The organism is Stenotrophomonas sp. K-6, assembly GCF_056861555.1.
On sequence record NZ_JBSPUC010000002.1, the window covers coordinates 929,329 to 944,899 of the forward strand.

The 15,571-nt window shown below is 65.9% G+C and carries 16 protein-coding genes and 1 tRNA gene; 2 read left to right on the forward strand and 15 right to left on the reverse strand.

What is annotated here, in order from left to right:
- Positions 1–53: 53 nt before the first annotated feature.
- From AC13F7_RS09680 to AC13F7_RS09695, 4 genes are all read right to left on the reverse strand, one after another.
- On the reverse strand, positions 54–437 hold the full coding sequence (locus AC13F7_RS09680) for a YbjQ family protein (protein WP_482999998.1): 384 nt from the start codon (positions 435–437) through the stop codon (positions 54–56).
- A 60-nt stretch (positions 438–497) separates the two neighbouring features.
- Positions 498–857 (reverse strand): hypothetical protein, encoded by a 360-nt coding sequence (locus AC13F7_RS09685; RefSeq protein WP_346472567.1) that lies wholly within the window; start codon positions 855–857, stop codon positions 498–500.
- A 189-nt stretch (positions 858–1,046) separates the two neighbouring features.
- A complete protein-coding gene (locus AC13F7_RS09690) occupies positions 1,047–1,343 on the reverse strand; it encodes a hypothetical protein (protein WP_483000000.1) in 297 nt (98 codons plus the stop codon).
- Between the two features lie 98 nt (positions 1,344–1,441).
- Positions 1,442–2,959 carry an alpha/beta fold hydrolase gene (locus tag AC13F7_RS09695; protein WP_483000002.1) on the reverse strand — a complete coding sequence of 506 codons (1,518 nt, stop codon included), beginning with the start codon at positions 2,957–2,959 and terminating at the stop codon, positions 1,442–1,444.
- Positions 2,960–3,118: 159 nt separating this feature from the next.
- Between AC13F7_RS09695 and AC13F7_RS09700 the strand changes: the two genes are divergently transcribed.
- On the forward strand, positions 3,119–4,828 hold the full coding sequence (locus AC13F7_RS09700; RefSeq protein WP_483000004.1) for a histidine kinase: 1,710 nt from the start codon (positions 3,119–3,121) through the stop codon (positions 4,826–4,828).
- Entirely contained in the window at positions 4,816–5,517 is a 702-nt protein-coding gene (locus AC13F7_RS09705; protein ID WP_483000006.1) for a LytR/AlgR family response regulator transcription factor, read from the forward strand. The genes AC13F7_RS09700 and AC13F7_RS09705 overlap by 13 nt, the downstream gene beginning before the upstream one ends.
- A 67-nt stretch (positions 5,518–5,584) precedes the next feature.
- On the opposite strand, the gene AC13F7_RS09710 is transcribed toward AC13F7_RS09705, so the two are convergent.
- From AC13F7_RS09710 to fabG, 11 genes are all read right to left on the reverse strand, one after another.
- Positions 5,585–6,103 carry a hypothetical protein gene (locus AC13F7_RS09710; RefSeq protein WP_483000008.1) on the reverse strand — a complete coding sequence of 173 codons (519 nt, stop codon included), beginning with the start codon at positions 6,101–6,103 and terminating at the stop codon, positions 5,585–5,587.
- A gap of 949 nt (positions 6,104–7,052) precedes the next feature.
- Positions 7,053–8,063: a tetratricopeptide repeat protein gene (locus AC13F7_RS09715; RefSeq protein WP_483000010.1), complete on the reverse strand. Its 1,011-nt coding sequence runs from the start codon at positions 8,061–8,063 to the stop codon at positions 7,053–7,055.
- Positions 8,064–8,277: 214 nt separating this feature from the next.
- Positions 8,278–8,352: transfer RNA gene (locus tag AC13F7_RS09720), tRNA-Val, on the reverse strand.
- A gap of 65 nt (positions 8,353–8,417) precedes the next feature.
- Positions 8,418–8,771, reverse strand: a complete 354-nt coding sequence (locus tag AC13F7_RS09725) for a PilZ domain-containing protein (RefSeq protein ID WP_088432861.1) — start codon at positions 8,769–8,771, stop codon at positions 8,418–8,420.
- Positions 8,768–9,727, reverse strand: a complete 960-nt coding sequence (locus AC13F7_RS09730) for a DNA polymerase III subunit delta' (protein ID WP_483000012.1) — start codon at positions 9,725–9,727, stop codon at positions 8,768–8,770. The genes AC13F7_RS09725 and AC13F7_RS09730 overlap by 4 nt, the downstream gene beginning before the upstream one ends.
- Positions 9,720–10,388 carry a dTMP kinase gene (tmk, locus tag AC13F7_RS09735; RefSeq protein WP_483000014.1) on the reverse strand — a complete coding sequence of 223 codons (669 nt, stop codon included), beginning with the start codon at positions 10,386–10,388 and terminating at the stop codon, positions 9,720–9,722. Before tmk ends, AC13F7_RS09730 begins: the two co-directional genes overlap by 8 nt.
- Positions 10,385–11,446 (reverse strand): endolytic transglycosylase MltG, encoded by a 1,062-nt coding sequence (mltG, locus tag AC13F7_RS09740; protein WP_483000016.1) that lies wholly within the window; start codon positions 11,444–11,446, stop codon positions 10,385–10,387. Before mltG ends, tmk begins: the two co-directional genes overlap by 4 nt.
- 66 nt (positions 11,447–11,512) lie before the next feature.
- Positions 11,513–12,868 carry an aminodeoxychorismate synthase component I gene (locus AC13F7_RS09745; protein ID WP_483000018.1) on the reverse strand — a complete coding sequence of 452 codons (1,356 nt, stop codon included), beginning with the start codon at positions 12,866–12,868 and terminating at the stop codon, positions 11,513–11,515.
- Between the two features lie 95 nt (positions 12,869–12,963).
- Complete coding sequence (fabF, locus tag AC13F7_RS09750; protein WP_176990978.1) at positions 12,964–14,226, reverse strand: beta-ketoacyl-ACP synthase II; 1,263 nt, start codon at positions 14,224–14,226, stop codon at positions 12,964–12,966.
- Between the two features lie 136 nt (positions 14,227–14,362).
- Entirely contained in the window at positions 14,363–14,602 is a 240-nt protein-coding gene (gene acpP, locus AC13F7_RS09755; protein ID WP_017357544.1) for an acyl carrier protein, read from the reverse strand.
- Between the two features lie 153 nt (positions 14,603–14,755).
- Complete coding sequence (gene fabG / locus AC13F7_RS09760) at positions 14,756–15,499, reverse strand: 3-oxoacyl-ACP reductase FabG (protein ID WP_070426748.1); 744 nt, start codon at positions 15,497–15,499, stop codon at positions 14,756–14,758.
- Positions 15,500–15,571: the final 72 nt, after the last annotated feature.

A 15,571-nucleotide genomic window follows, 5' to 3' on the forward strand; every position in this document is an offset into this window, starting at 1 on the left:
CAATACCAAACACAGGAGGCTGCGATACGCGGGACGTATCGCGAGCGGGCAGCTTAGAGGTGCGTTGGTTCGACGATCACCGCCGTGCCGTAGCACAGCACTTCGGTCAGGCCGGTCATCACGTCGGTAGCGTCATAGCGCATTGCGATGATCGCGTTGGCACCGAGCATGCGCGCATGGTTGGACATGTCCCGGTAGGTCTCTTCGCGCGCCTGCTCGCACAGTTGCGTATAGATGGTGATGTTGCCGCCGAAGATGGTCTGCAGCCCGCCCAGGAAGTTGCCCACGATCGACCGAGAACGCACGGTGATGCCGCGCACTACGCCCAGGCTGCGCACCACGCGGAAGCCGGGCAGCTCCATCGCCGTGGTCACCATGGCATCGTCGAGCCGGGTTGCGGGGCCTGCGCGGCCACCGCTGTTGTAAGGATCCGCCATTGCTGCCTCTATCCGGGTTGGAAAACGGGTGGAACGGACGCGCAGTGCGCCCGCCGGTGATCATGGGGAATCCGGCGCCTGCGATACAGCGGTGGGCGTGCCGGTTTGCCGGGGCCGTGTCGGCCAACGCCACAACAGCCAGACCAAGGCTGCCAGCGTCAGCCACACCAACGCACAAAGGATGACTGCCGTCGCCCGAAGAAGAGGCTCGCCGTGAGTGGTCTGCGGCCAGAGCCGCCAGGTGTCCACGTAAGCGACACCGATACCAGCAAGCAGGATCGGCACACCGACAACCGTCCCCACGACACGTACCCAGAGAAGACGACGGAAGATCAGCAGGACACCAAGCACCACCCCTGTGAGCGCGAAGATCGGCATGGCAATGTAGAGGGTCAGAAACCCGGTGAAATCAGAGGCCATCGCAGGCAGCGGGAGAAGCAACAGCGCAGCGGCTGCCCATCGCACTGACGCGGCTACTGAATCGCGGGCTGACTTACACATCGGTCTTCCTTGCCGTGCAGCCGGTCTCCGGCGATGGCGGGCATCTTAGCCGAGGCGGTCATGCGCAGGTACTGCCAAGGCCCCTGTCCCCAGCAGGTGGCGTGCCGGTCAGATCCCGCCGAGCCGGACCACCTGATACACCGCCACATTCCGCTCGGCCAGTGCACGCACTACCTCGGGAATCAGCTGCATCGGCAGGTCCACTTCATAACCGTGGGGCCGCGCGTGCAGCAGCGAGTCGTCGAAATCAAAAGCCGGATGATCGTTGGCACGCTCGACAAGGAAGGCAATGATGGCATCGCGCGCGATCCCTTCCCACTCGCCCACTTCGAAGTACACCCGGTACAGCGTGTCGCCGTAGTCGTCGGGCGTGCCGTGCACGGATGCCACCGCTGAATCGGTCATCGCGTCCTCCTGTATTGGCGCAAGCGCCGTGGCCAGCCGAAACCATACACCTCGGCCGGTCCACAGCGCCTGCACACAGGCGCACTTGCGGGCAGCCCTCAGCGCCCCCGCGGATCCACCAGATCGCTCTTGCTACGCGCAAACACCGGCGCCCCCACGTCCAGCTCCGCATCAACCACTGGCCGACCTGCCAGGAAGTCCGTGATACCCGCAGCGATGGCAGGGTTCCCGAGCCACAGTTCGTTGTCGTGGCAGGCCCCGCGCACCCGCAATGTGCGGCTGTCGCTGAACCCGGGCCGCAATGCCTCGGCATTGGCGGGCGGCGTGCGCCCATCCAATGTCCCACTGATGAACAGCACCGGCACCGTGCTGCGCAGCGGCCCACGGAAAGCATCGCCAAGATCGACCAGCCCCAGCCCATCCCCAAGCGCGGGGAACGGGAAGTTCAGCGCATCGCCGAACAGACTCTGGCGTGACTGGGCGTCGACCAGTACGCGGCGCTGCGGAGTCTGGCCGGACGCCACATCCATCGCCAGCGGCATCGCGCCGTAGCTGCCGTGTTCACTGCGCAGCAGCAGGACCATCGCTGCCAGCAGGTCGTAGTCACCGTTCTCGGCATCGCGCAGGATCAGCGGCAGCCACTGCTGGGTCATGCGGCGCCCGAGACAGGCACTGATCGCCAACTGCGCGTCGAACTCGCCGATCATCACCGGCTTGCCGCCGTGCATGACACTGTGGCCTTGGCGCGGCTGCTCGCGCAGGGCTGCCAGAACGCGCGTGGCCGAGCCGGTCAGATCGTCGAAGCCCGCCCCCTTCGCCAGCACGCTCAGCTCCGCCAGCAGCGCATCGGCCGACAGCGGCAGCTTCAAGGTGTCGTCGGGGCCTTCCGTCCCCATCAGCACCACGCGGTCCAGACCGGCGCCGTGCAGGCGCACCGTGGCCAGCGCCAGATGGGTGCCGTAGCTCATGCCCCACAGGCTGATCTTCGGCACCTTCAACGCGCGCCGCAGGTCCTCCAGGTCACCGGCACTCTCGGCAGTGGTGTACGCCCCCAGGTCCACACCGGCTTCCCGCCAGTACGCCACGCAGCGGGCGGCGACGTCACGCAGCGCGGCGAGCGCCGCATCGTGCTGCAGCGGCTGTGCATCGTCGAACGTGTGCTGGTGCGGGCACGACGGCGGCGGCTCGGACTCACCCGCCCCGCGCTGATCGAGCAGCAGCACATCGGTCTCGCGGCGGACCTGATCGAACACCGGCCAGCGCGGACCGCGCCCAGTCCCGACGCCCGAGCCACCGGGACCGCCGGCCAGATACACCACCGGGGCCACACGGCCATTGCCGCCGGTCGCCGGCAGGCGCACCACCCGCAGACGCATGCGCGGGCCGTTGGGATCGGCATGCCGACGCGGCACCTCCAGATAGCCCGCCTCGGCGTCGATGGTGCCGTGCTTCTGCGTCTCGAACGCGTACGGGGTGAACACCAGCGGCGCCGACGCGTCACGTGCCAGTACAGGCGAGGCGCCGACAAGGGCGAGACACAGTGCCGCCAGTCGCGTAACCCGCAGGCGTCGACCGGACGAAGAGGAAGGGAACAGGCGGGACGAGACAGTGGACATGACGGACTCCGCGTAGGAGGAAGGGGAACCAGGCGCCGAGGGCTGGCGCATGCACTACGCCGCCAGCATCACCTCGGCCAAGGCAACCGAGGAGCGCCCGTCCGCCGAACAGCTCCAGGCGGGGGTCCAGTGACTCCGTGCAACCGATACGATGGGCCCATGCAGATCCCACGCACCCTGACCGCCCTCGCCGTGCTGCTCATCGCGGTCGCCGCGTGGCTGCTGTTGGTCGCGCCCCCACCGGGCGTGCACTACTACGAGCCCCAGGAGATGGCACCCGCCACGTTGGGGGCTGATGGCGCGCTGCTCACCGCGCCGCCGGCGACACTGCAGTGGCAACCGGCCAACCAACGCGAGCTGGTGCAGTGGCGCGGCCCTTACTGGCTGCGCTGGCGCCTGCCTGCGCCGACCGCACACGACGCGGCTGACCGTGCACTGCGCATCTCGGTGCGCGCGGCCAGCCAGCCCTTCTGGAACGGCAAGCCGTTGGCCGCCAATGGCACCGTCGGCCGCAACGCGGGCGAAGAGCAGCCGGGACAGGTGGACATCATCCGTGTGCTGCCGCCCCCGTCCTCCAGCAGCACCGACGCGCTGGTCCTGCTCGCCTCCAGCCACCATCAGTGGTTCAAGCTGCGGGGCGCGGATGCCTTCGTTGCGGTCGGGCCGGCCGCCTCGATCTACCGCCTCAGCCTTGGACCGTGGTTGATCGCCGCGCTTGCCACAGGGGCGCTGGGTGCGGCCTGCCTCTACTTCCTCGCTGCACAGCGCGGCCGTCCACCGGTGCCGGGTGCGCGCCTGCTGCTCGCATTGGGGGTCGTCGGCCTTGCGCTGCCCGTTGTCGAAGCATGGCGGCCGCTGGTCGGCTATGCCTATCCGTGGCACGGCCCACGACTGCTCATGCTGCTTCTGCTGCACCTCGCCGCGGCGATCCTGCTGCCGGCTTACCTGGCGCGTCGTTTCGGCGTCGCGGTGCCGAAGACAGCCCGCATCGCCTATCTCGCCACACTGCTGGCGCTGGCCGTCTTCGTGCCCAGCTTCGACGGCCGCGGCGCCGCACTCCTGCTGCTCAGCCTGCTGACCTCCGCCTACGTGCTGCTGCGCGCCCGCGTCGAGCCCGACGAGCGCTGGCCGATCCTGACCCTCGTAGTGGCCGGTGCACTCGCCGCGCCGCTCGCTGGCGGGATTTTCCTCGACGGCCCCTACTTCCTGTTCCTGGCCGTGCTGATGGGGTTTCTGCTGATCCGCCACGCCGCCCAGCTGCGGACGCTGGACCACCACAACGCGCAGCTGCGCGAAGAGCGTGCCCGCCTCTCGCTGCAGCTGCTGCAACGGGGCATCCAGCCGCATTGGCTGATGAACACCCTCACCGGCCTGCAGGAACTGATCGAACAGGCGCCCGTGCGCGCCAGCCGCCTTGTGGAATCCCTGGCCGAGCAATTCGACCGCCTGCGTGAAAGTAGTACCCGCCCCAGCGTGCCGCTGGAAGAAGAGCTGGCGCTGTGCCGCAACCACCTGGACATCGTCGGCCTTGCGCTGGATCGCCACATCGGTTTCGAGGTCGAGGGCGAGCTCAATGGCCTGTGGCTGCCGCCCGGCGTGCTGCATGCGCAGGTGGAGAATGCGCTGACTCATGCAGGAGCCGTCGCGTGTGCCGAGCATCCGTTCCGCCTGCGTGTTCAACGCGAGGACGACCGATGGATATTGCAGCTTCGCAGCGCACGCGGCACTGCCCCGCATCGCGGGCAAGGCACGGGCACCCGCTATATCGAGGCCAGCCTTGCAGCTACCTGTCCGGAGGGCTGGCGCTTTGAGCAGGGCCCCGATGGCCACGACTGGTACGGCCGCATGGAGCTGGCATGCGCGTCCTGATCGTCGAAGATGAGCTCTTGGTTCGCCAGCGGCTGCTGCGGATGTGTACCGAACTGGCTGGCAGCCGCGCGCGATTCGATGCCGTGGCCGACCTGGACGCTGCCGGTGACCGGCTGCAGCGCAGCGTGTACGACGGCCTGCTGCTGGATTTGAATCTGGGCGGAGAAGATGGCTTCGATCTTCTGAGGCGGGTGGTGGCTGGGCGCTATCACTGCGTAGTGGTCTCCGCGCATCGGGAGCAGGCGCTGCAGGCGTTTGAGCATGGGGTGTTGGACTTCGTGCCGAAGCCTTTCTCACGCGAACGGCTGGGGCAGGCGCTGGAGCGGCTGCTGGATGTTGGCCGGTATCGGTCTGGCGCGGCGCGTTACCTGGGCATCTGGCATGCGCAGGGGACGGCGATGGTTGAGCTGGCCGATGTGCTTTGGATTCGTGCTGATGGGGATTACAGCGAAGTACGTATGCGCGATGGGCGGAGTGAGCTGCATGACAAATCGCTGGCGAGTCTTACAGCCGTGCTACCGCCGGACTTTTTGCGTTGCCATCGGTCGTATCTGGTCAATCTGACGCATGTACGGACGTTGCATGCGGCTTCGGGGAGCCGTTACTGGTTGGTGTTGAATGATGGGGCTGAGGTGCCGGTGGGGCGGGCGTTTGTTGAGGAAGTGCGTGGAGAGCTTGGGTCGACATGAGCTTTTCGAGGAAATCGCTGCAGCACCAATTTCAACCCTCGACCAGAGCGTAATTCTGCAATCTCAGCTAGTGATGCTGCCCGTACCAAGGGCCGTCGGCTTCTGGTAGATACGGCCAGTCAGAAGGGCGTCGAAGCGTGACTCGCGATACCTCTGCCTGCTCTGGGGTGAGGAACAAACCACCCAGATCATTGCCTGCATTGACCGCGAAGAAGCGAACGTCTGCACTGGCGAGTTGCTCATTGACCAACTTGAAGAATACGTAAGTAGCGGTCCCCCAGCTCGCACCTTCATTCTCCCCACTCTCAGGAGAATAGATGACGTACTCCGTACCGTTGACCCGGATAGCGTAACGCGGTAGGTCAGGGTCAATCAGTTCTTCGACGCGCGCGGGTTGGGAGACATACTTCCGCAGTTCTGGCAGCAGCTGCAAGTAGGCCTCGCCAATACCGGCCTCTGCCAGATTTTCGGCATCAAGCTGGATCAATTGGTCGTAATCGAGGTCCGTATTTGTGGTTGTCTGTGCATCGCAGGCCGTGGCGAAGGTGGCCATGAAGAACGTGGATAGAAGCCTGACCCAACGCATGACGCAATCTCCTGGTTCCGTTCGGGTTAGTCGGGCGTAGCCCGAGGAGCAACTGAAGCGTCGCCGATACTGAGCAGCTGACCAAATTGCACTTTCAGTCGGAAGCAGACGCTACGACTGGGTTAACCGTCCCGTCTCGACGGCGCGTCTGCTATCGGCCACAGGCTTACAAGCTCTCGGGGCACCGCCTCTGACGCGCTGCACTTTTACTCATCGTACCAACCGATCTCGAAAGGCACGTCCCCCATAGGCACCCAACAAACTCCGCCTGGCTGCCTGCGAGTGCGTACGAACTCCGCAAGAACAGAAGCTGCAATGCTGGGCGTAACCGTACAGGCCAAAGGAACGCGAAACGGGTCGCCCCCATCTCTGTCACCAAAAATTCCTCGCAACTTCCTCCATCGTAGGGCACAAGTCGATCCTCCAAGAAAATTTCTAAGAAGAATCGACCAACGTCTGGCTGCATGATCGTTAGGCTGGGACGATCGGCGACGGAAAGCAGAGCTTGGCCATTGCCTCCTTGCTGCCAGTAAGAGGCTGGAGACAAGAGAACAATGTCTGTGATTTGTCGCTCCGTCGGCTCTATTAGTCGAAGCTCGCCATCTGGAGACTCGTAGATCAGTTCCATTGACATAACTTCTCGATCCCGCAGGGCATCAGACATACAAGTATGTTGGAGCATTTGAGTTAAAGGCTCGACGTCTTGATTAACGCAGCCCGATCTTAGGGCGGCCGGGTCGAGCTAACAAGCGATAGACTGCACCTCGCGCGGCCGAAGCCGTGAGCACGCCGGGCATGCGAGTGTGTGCTTCCGGCCAAGAGCGGACAGCTTCACACAGAGAATCACTTCGAAGCCGCCAGCCAAGAACTGCGTAGGCACATAACGGACACCCGACTCGGAAGCGGAACTACAGAGATCATAACTCTCGTCAGCTTGAACGTTCGATCGTCACCGCGCGAGACGAACTGAACATTGTTTCGGATCGAATTGCCCGTAAATCTGCATGATCTCGAGATTCGCCCGCGCCCGTGAGTTTCCCTGTGCAGCAGCTTTGCAGTACAGAAACAGACCCGCATCAATGTCCTTGGTCACGCCGATCCCCTCGTAGTACATGTATCCCAGCATGGCCTGAGCCGGGGCGTACCCCGACGCTGCCGCCTTGCGGTACCAGTCGGCCGATTGAGCCACGTCCTTCTGCACACCGAGACCCCGCTGATACATATCACCGAGTGCGCTCTGCGCTTTTGCGTCACCGCGCTCGGCCGCCGCCACCAAGTCCTCCACGGTACCGAAAGCCCCAGGCGTATCGACCTCGGAACACCACACACTGTTTTCGCCGCGATACTCGCAGAGCTTCTGGCGGGACTGCCTGACGCCCAGCTGCGAGGCGGCCTGCACAGCTGCCTTCCCGTACCAGCGTACTGCCTCAGCGTCATCTTCAGCGAGGCCGGCACCTCCTCGTTGATACAGACTGGCAAGGTTGTATTGCCCCGCGGGTGAACCCTGCTCAGCCGCCTTACGGAGCCAGAGGATGGCCTGGGCATCATCCTGTGGGACGGCAATTCCCTTGAGATACATCATTCCAAGATCGGACTGTGCCAGTGCTTCGCCCTGCTCCGCCGCCTTGCGTATCCAGTCGCTGGCCTGCATCGCGTCTGGCGGCACGCCAACTCCGTGCAGATACAGTCCGCCGAGCGCGGATTGGGCCGGCGCATAGCCCTGCTCAGCCGCTTTGCGATACCAGGTCGCCGCCTGCACCTCGTCTTTGGCAACGCCAGCGCCCTGAAGATACCTGTTACCCAGGTCATTCTCGGCTACAGCGCTACCCGCCTTGGCCGCTGCCTGCACTTCCTCGAACGAAGGCGGCTTGTCAGCGCCAGACGCTTGCGCACGGCAGGCGAAGGCAGCCAGGCCGACCCACATCATCACCCGAGCCAGGGTTCCAATCGTTCCTTCCATGAACCTTCTCCATTCGTCACTCTATTGAGCGACGATGCGCCCAGGCGATTATTCAACGCCCCCATCCGATTGCGTTGCGGCGTGATTGTCCCACCCATGCGGAGGATATTAGGGTCGCCCATTCCGTCCGCAAAGTCGCTCTGCTCAAGCCTGGAATGGCTAATCCACCCCAACAAAAAAGCCCCCGTTTCCGGAGGCTTTTTCGACTGAATCATGGTGGGCGGTACAAGGTTCGAACTTGTGACCCTTGCCGTGTGAAGGCAATGCTCTACCGCTGAGCTAACCGCCCGATGCTGCTGAGCCGCTCATTATAGGGCGGCAAATTTCGACGTCAACGGTTTCGCCGAAATTTCTTCACATCGTGTGCGTGGGCTTGTCCGCGGTCAGGATGCCGGCCAGCAGCGTCTCGATCCGGTGGCGGACGGTCTCCCCTTCCGCACCGTCGGCCAGCTGTACGCCGATGCCGGCCGCGCGGTTGCCCTGCGCACCGGCCGGGGTCACCCAGATCACCTTGCCGGCCACCGGCAGGCGCTCGCTGGAGTCCGGCAGGGTGAGCAGCAGGAACACCTCATCGCCCAGGAAGTAGCGCTTGGGCGTGGGCACGAAGATGCCGCCGTTCTTCACGAACGGCATGTAGGCGCTGTACAGCGCGGCCTTGTCCTTGACGGCAAGGGACAGGATGCCCTGTCGGGCGTTGGTGGCGCTCATGCTCTATTCCCCTTGGCGTGCCGTTCGTTGACCTTTCCCCAGGCCAGCAGCAGCTCCACCACCGCAAGATCGGCGCGCACCGTGGTGCGCAGCAGGTCGCGGGTGCGGTTGGCCGCATCGAACCAGGCGGCCAGCTTGTGCAATCGATCGGGATCGGTCAAGCCATTACCGGTGGCCTGGGCCAGGGCGAGATCGGCGGCGTGGCGCAGGCGCAGGGCGGCGTTGTCGTCGGCGGTCCAGCGCTGGGCCAGTTCCACCGCGCCGGAGCGGCCGGCAACGAGGGCTTCCAGGTCGGTGGCGACCTGGCGGCGCAGGCTCAGGCCATCCTCGCGCAGCCACTGGTCGGCCAGGCCGGGGTGGCCGCGGGCGGCATCCAGGGCTTCGCGGGCGCTGGCTTCGCTGTGGCCCAGGCTCTGCAGCCAGGCGAGCGCTTCCTCGCGCGGCGGCAGCTTGAACTCCAGGCGCTGGCAGCGGCTGCGGATGGTAGCCGGCAGGCGAGCGGGGTCGGCGCTGATCAGCCACAGGTAGCGGCCGGGCTGCGGCTCTTCCAGGGTCTTGAGCAGGGCGTTGCAGGCGGCGCGGTTGATGGCGTCGGCGGGATCGACGATCACCACCTGGGCCACGCCGTACTGCGGGGTCAGCGAGAGCTTCTGCGAAACCTCGCGGATCTGCTCGATCACGATCTCGGTGCGCAGCTTGTCGCCGGATTTGTTGGGGATGAACGAGATCCGCTGCAGGTCCGGGTGGGTGCCGGCGGCCAGCAGCTGGGCACTGCGCTTGGCGGCGGCGGGCTCACCCTGCCCCAGCACGTGCTCGGCCAGCCGCAGCGCGACGCCCAGCTTGCCCAGGCCTGCCGGGCCGCAGAACAGCAGGCCATGGCCGAGGCGACCGGCGTCGAGCGCGGCCACGGTCTGGTCATAGGCGCGCTGCTGCCAAGGGGAAAAGGGTTCAGCCACGTTCCGGCTCCTGTGCCAACCATGCCTCAACGGCCGCCACCACCGCGCCGGCGACGCCGGCCTGGTCCTGGCTGGCGTCGATCAGGCGGTAACGGGCGGGGTCTTCGCTGGCACGCTGGCGGAACACCGCGCGTACCCGCTGGAAGAAATCGTCGTGCTCGCTTTCGATGCGGTCCGGCCACAGGTCGCGGCCGTTGGCGCGCGCCCGGCCGACCGCCACGTCCACGTCCAGCAGCAGGGTCAGGCCAGGCAGCAGGCCGACGGCGCGGCGCTCCAGATCGGCGATCCACGCCGGGTCCAGGCCGCGGCCACCGCCCTGGTAGGCGTAGCTGGAATCGGTGAAGCGATCGCACAGCACATAGGCGCCGCGCTGCAGCGCCGGGGCGATCACTTGGCGCACGTGCTGGGCGCGGGCGGCGAACACCAGCAGCAGCTCGGCCTCGGCCGAGAGCGGCTCGGCGGCGATCTCCGCATCCGGCGTGAGCACCAGCGCGCGGATGCGCTCGGCCAGGGCGGTGCCGCCGGGCTCGCGGGTCAGCACCACCTCATGCCCACGCGCCTGCAGGGCCTCGCGGATCGCGTTGATGGCGGTGGTCTTGCCGGCACCCTCGCCCCCTTCCAGGCTGACGAAATGCGGGTGCCGGTGCAGCGCGGGACTCATTGGGGTGCGGCCTCGTTGGTGCGTTTGCTGCGCAGTTGCTGCAGGTAGCGGGCAACGGCGGCGTTGTGGTCGGTGTAGTTGGCCGAGAAGATGTGCGCGCCACTGCCGTCGCCCACGGCCACGAAGTACAGCGCATCGCCCTTGGCCGGCTGCGCGGCGGCATGCAGCGCATCACGCCCGGGCATGGCGATCGGGGTCGGGGTCAGGCCGGCGCGCGTGTACGTGTTGTACGGCGTATCGGTGGTGAGGTCGCGCTTGCGGATGTTGCCGTCGTAGCTGCTGCCGATGCCGTAGATCACGGTCGGGTCGGTCTGCAGGCGCATGCCGATCTTCAGGCGGCGCATGAACACCCCGGCGATCTGCGGGCGCTCGCTGGGCAGTGCGGTTTCCTTCTCGATGATCGAGGCGAGGATCAGCAGTTCATACGGCGAGTTCAGCGGCAGGTCGTCCACGCGGCTGTCCCACGCGGCGGTGAGTTCTTTTTCCATCGCGGCATGCGCGCGCTTGAGCACGTCGATGTCGCTGTCGCCACGCTGGTAGACGTAGGTCTCGGGCAGGAAGCGGCCTTCCGGGTGTTCACCGGGGAAGCCGACCGCCTTCATCAGGGCGGCATCGTCCAGCTCATCGGTGGTGTGCACCAACGGATCGGCGCGCTTGAGCGCGGCGCGCAGCTGACGGATGTTCCAGCCTTCCACGATGGTGACGCGGTGCTGCAGGACGCGGCCCTGGCGCATACGGGTCAGCAGCTCGCGCGGGGTCAGCGCGGGATCGAGCGCGTATTCACCCACCTTGAGTTTGCCGGCCGCATCGAGCTGGCGTGCCAGCAGCTGCCACTGGGTGTCGCTGCCTTTGTCCACGCCGGCCTGGCGCAGCTTGCCGAGCACGGTGCTGAAGCCATCACCGGAGGCAATCACCACGCTCTCCGCGCTGGGGGTGACCGGTGCATCGGCAAAGGCGCCCTGGCGATGCCAGAACCAAGCGCCTGCGGCCGCAACCAGCAGGGCCAGCACCAGCAACACGGCCAGTACGGCCAGACATCCCCGTTTCGCACCCGCCATGCTCACCTCGAATCCATTTCTTCGCCGCGCAGCATACCGCGCGGGTGCTGCACACCGCCAAACGGCTCAGGCATCGCTGCCCAGCGCACGCAGCAGGCCGCGGGCCTTGGCGCGGGTTTCGTCCAGTTCCTTGTCGGCCACCGAATCGACCACGATCCCGGCGCCGGTGCGGAAGCTGGCGGTGTCGCCGGCCACTTCGGCGGTGCGGATCAGGATGTTCAGGTCCAGATCGCCATCGCGGTTCAGCCAGCCGAACGCGCCGGTGTAGGCGCCACGCGCGGTCTGCTCCAGCTCGGCGATGATCTGCATGCAGCGCACTTTGGGGCACCCGGTGATGGTGCCGCCGGGGAAGGTCGCGGCGATCACCTGGCCCGGGCTGACGTCCTCGCGCAGGCGGCCACGCACGTTGCTGACGATGTGGTGCACGTGGGCGTAGCTCTCCACGGTCATCAGCTCATCCACCTCCACGCTGCCCGGCGCGCAGATGCGGCCGAGGTCGTTGCGCTCCAGATCGATCAGCATCACGTGCTCGGCGCGTTCCTTGGGATGGCCGACCAGTTCCTGGATGCGCGCGGCATCGTCATCGCCGGCGAAGCGCGGGCGGGTGCCCGCGATGGGGCGTGTCTGCACATCATCGCCATGCACCGACACCAGCCGCTCGGGCGAGGAGCTGACCACCGCCCTGCCCTGCGCCATGAACAGCCCGGCGAACGGCGCGGGGTTGGCCACGCGCAGCTGCGCGTACAGCGCCTGCGGCGAGAGCGCCTCGGCGAACTGCGCGTTCCAGCGGCGCGACAGGTTCACCTGGAAGACGTCGCCCGCGCGCAGGTAATCGATCACCTTGCCGACGCCGTCGGTGAAGCGCTGCGGCGCGTCCTCACCGATGCCGACCGGTGGCTGCCACGCTGGCAGCGGGGACAACGTCGAGGCTGCCGCGAGGTCATGCTGCAGGGTCTGCAGCAGCGCGGCCTGGCCGGTCTCGCACACGGCATGGAACTGGCCGAGCACGCGGTCGTGCAGTACCGCCGCCGGGCAGCGCAGCGCCAGCGCGGCGGGCAGCCCATCGGCGCGCGCAGGCAAGGCCAGCACGTCTTCGATCTGGCCGGCCAGCTCGTAATCCAGCATCAGTGCCCAGCCGCCGCGGAACGGCAGTGTTGTCTCTTCGCGCGGCAGGCGCAGGGCGGCCCAGTGCGCATCCAGCAGGTCAAGGAAGCGGCCGTCGTGCGCAACACCGTCCGCATCGCGCACCACGCCGTCGGCGTGCAGTGCGAGGGATTCCCCATTGCCCATCAGCAGCAGATCCCAGCGGCCCTGCGCGGTTCCCGAGGCGGTGGACTCCATCAGCAGCGGGTAGCGCTGCGGGGCCAGGCGCTGCAGGGCCAGCAGGTCGGTGGTGGCGGGCAGCGGAAGCGTCTGGAACATGACAGGACACCGGAAGGGCGCGCAGCGTGCGCGGGGGCCAGATACACCAAGGCCGCCATGATGGCGGCCCGGGTGGGAGTACACGGAACGTGCGGTCAGACGCGCTTGAACACCAGCGTGCCGTTGGTGCCGCCGAAGCCGAAGCCGTTGGACATCACCACATCCACCTTGGCTTCGCGTGCGGTGTTGGGCACGTAATCCAGGTCGCAACCCTCGCCCGCTTCATGCAGGTTGATGGTCGGCGGAATGATGTTGTCGCGCAGCGCCAGCACCGAGAAGATCGCTTCCACGCCGCCGGCCGCGCCGAGCAGGTGACCGGTCATCGACTTGGTGGAGCTGACCATCATCTTGTAGGCGTGGTCGCCGAAGGCGGTCTTCATGGCCATGGTTTCGCCCAGGTCGCCCAGCGGCGTGGAAGTGCCGTGCGCGTTGAGGTAACCGACCTGGTCCGGGGTCACGCCGGCGTCCTTCAACGCCATGGTCATGCAGCGTGCCGCGCCTTCGCCGTTCTCGCTCGGGGCGGTCATGTGGTACGCGTCCGAACTGGCGCCGAAACCGGCAAGCTCGGCATAGATGCGCGCGCCACGCGCCTTGGCGTGCTCGTACTCTTCCAGGATCAGGATGCCGGCACCGTCGCCGAGCACGAAGCCGTCGCGTTCTTTGTCCCACGGGCGCGAGGCTTCGGCCGGCGCATCGTTGCGGGTGCTCATCGCCTTCATCGCGCAGAAGCCGCCCAAGGCGGTCGGCGAAGAACCACGCTCGGCACCGCCGACCACCATCACGTCCGCGTCGCCGTACTGGATCATGCGCATCGCAGTGCCGATCGAGTGGTTCGAGGTGGCGCAGGCGGAGACCGCCGAGAACGACGGACCCTTCAGGCCGGTGATGATGCTCAGCTGGCCCGGGAGCATGTTGATGATGGTCTTGGGCACGTAGAAGGGCGAGATCTTCTTGCCCTCGTGGAAATCGATGGTCTGCTCTTCGATGCCCAGCAGGCCGCCGATGCCCGCGCCGACGATGGCGCCGATGCGCTCGGCGTTGCCATCGGTGATCTCCAGGCCCGAATCGTTCAAGGCCATGAAGGCGGCACCGAGGCCGTAATGAATGAACGGGTCCATCTTCTTGGCATCCTTGCCAGTGACCCGGAATTTGCCGAACTGTTCATTGTCGGCGGTGATGTCGAAGTCCCTGACCTCACCTGCGATCTTGGTGGTGAAACGGTCCAGGTAGGACTGCGAAACGTTGGTCAGCGGACCGATGCCGGAACGGCCTTCGGTGATGCCCTTCCAACTGCTGGCCATATCATTGCCCAATGGCGAGACCATGCCCATGCCGGTAACGACGACGCGACGCTTCATTGCAGATTCTCCTGACCCGGGTGTTGCGGGTATCACGCGGTATAACGCTCAAAAGCACAGGGCCGCAAGCGCGGCCCCATGGGTTTGCCGCACGCGGTCGCAGCGATCGCCACGGCCGCGCGCGAGCCGCCTGACATCAAGCCTTGACGTGGGCGTTGATGTAGTCGATCGCAGCCTGCACGGTGCTGATCTTTTCGGCTTCTTCGTCCGGGATTTCGCACTCGAACTCTTCTTCCAGCGCCATCACCAGTTCAACGGTGTCCAGCGAGTCAGCGCCCAGGTCATCGACGAACGATGCGCTGTTGGTGACTTCCTCTTCCTTGACGCCAAGCTGTTCGACGACGATTTTCTTGACGCGTTCTTCGATGGTGCTCATTGGATATCGCTCCAGATGGAGTAGTGGTTCAAAAATGACGCCATCCGGTGAGGGATGACCGTGGGATAGTGTAGTGGAAACCAGCGACACCTTGCATTGCAGCAAAACATCAGACAGATCAACCACTTGCGGCGCAATCCATGCGCCACATGCTTACGGCATGTACATGCCGCCGTTCACATGGAGGGTTTCGCCGGTGATGTAGCTGGCCGAAGGACCGGCCAGGAACGCCACCGCGTTGGCGATATCGGACGGCTCGCCGAGCCGCTCCAGGGCGATCGACTTGACCAGGCCGGTGCGCTGCTCTTCGGGCAGGGCCTTGGTCATGTCGGTATCGATGAAGCCCGGCGCGACCACGTTGACGGTGATCCCGCGCGAGCCGATTTCCTTGGCCAGCGACTTGGAGAAGGCAATGATGCCGGCCTTGGCCGCGGCGTAGTTGGCCTGGCCGGCATTGCCGGTCACGCCGATCACCGAGGCGATGTTGATGATGCGGCCCTTGCGCGCCTTCATCATGCCGCGCATGACGGCCTTGGAGGTGCGGAAGACGCTGGTCAGGTTGGTGTCCAGGATCGCCTGCCAGTCTTCTTCCTTCATCCGCAGCAACAGGTTGTCGCGGGTGATGCCGGCGTTGTTGACCAGGATGCTGATGGCGCCGAATTCCTTGGCGATACCGTCCAGCACGGCCTCCAGCGCAGCGGCGTCAGTGACGTTCAGCGCGCGGCCGTGGCCACCCACGGCAGCCAGACGCTCGCCAATGGCGGCGGCACCGGCGTCGGTGGTGGCGGTGCCGATGACGGTCGCGCCCTGCGCGGCCAGTGCGTCGGCGATCGCGGCACCGATACCCCGGCTGGCGCCGGTGACCAGTGCGATTTCACCCTGAAGGGGCTTGCTCATCTCAGTTCCTCAAACGGGACCGGTCCGGCCGGTCTGGCGCGAAGCCATTCCAGCACGGACGCGATCGGAAGA

What these genes read in the sequence shown, in the direction of transcription:
- AC13F7_RS09680 (WP_482999998.1), bottom strand. Translation starts at nt 437, where the DNA reads ATGGCGGATCCTTACAACAGCGGTGGCCGCGCAGGCCCCGCAACCCGG.
- AC13F7_RS09685 (WP_346472567.1), bottom strand. Translation starts at nt 857, where the DNA reads ATGGCCTCTGATTTCACCGGGTTTCTGACCCTCTACATTGCCATGCCG.
- AC13F7_RS09690 (WP_483000000.1), bottom strand. Translation starts at nt 1,343, where the DNA reads ATGACCGATTCAGCGGTGGCATCCGTGCACGGCACGCCCGACGACTAC.
- AC13F7_RS09695 (WP_483000002.1), bottom strand. Translation starts at nt 2,959, where the DNA reads ATGTCCACTGTCTCGTCCCGCCTGTTCCCTTCCTCTTCGTCCGGTCGA.
- AC13F7_RS09700 (WP_483000004.1), top strand. Translation starts at nt 3,119, where the DNA reads ATGCAGATCCCACGCACCCTGACCGCCCTCGCCGTGCTGCTCATCGCG.
- AC13F7_RS09705 (WP_483000006.1), top strand. Translation starts at nt 4,816, where the DNA reads ATGCGCGTCCTGATCGTCGAAGATGAGCTCTTGGTTCGCCAGCGGCTG.
- AC13F7_RS09710 (WP_483000008.1), bottom strand. Translation starts at nt 6,103, where the DNA reads ATGCGTTGGGTCAGGCTTCTATCCACGTTCTTCATGGCCACCTTCGCC.
- AC13F7_RS09715 (WP_483000010.1), bottom strand. Translation starts at nt 8,063, where the DNA reads ATGGAAGGAACGATTGGAACCCTGGCTCGGGTGATGATGTGGGTCGGC.
- AC13F7_RS09725 (WP_088432861.1), bottom strand. Translation starts at nt 8,771, where the DNA reads ATGAGCGCCACCAACGCCCGACAGGGCATCCTGTCCCTTGCCGTCAAG.
- tmk (WP_483000014.1), bottom strand. Translation starts at nt 10,388, where the DNA reads ATGAGTCCCGCGCTGCACCGGCACCCGCATTTCGTCAGCCTGGAAGGG.
- mltG (WP_483000016.1), bottom strand. Translation starts at nt 11,446, where the DNA reads ATGGCGGGTGCGAAACGGGGATGTCTGGCCGTACTGGCCGTGTTGCTG.
- AC13F7_RS09745 (WP_483000018.1), bottom strand. Translation starts at nt 12,868, where the DNA reads ATGTTCCAGACGCTTCCGCTGCCCGCCACCACCGACCTGCTGGCCCTG.
- fabF (WP_176990978.1), bottom strand. Translation starts at nt 14,226, where the DNA reads ATGAAGCGTCGCGTCGTCGTTACCGGCATGGGCATGGTCTCGCCATTG.
- acpP (WP_017357544.1), bottom strand. Translation starts at nt 14,602, where the DNA reads ATGAGCACCATCGAAGAACGCGTCAAGAAAATCGTCGTCGAACAGCTT.
- fabG (WP_070426748.1), bottom strand. Translation starts at nt 15,499, where the DNA reads ATGAGCAAGCCCCTTCAGGGTGAAATCGCACTGGTCACCGGCGCCAGC.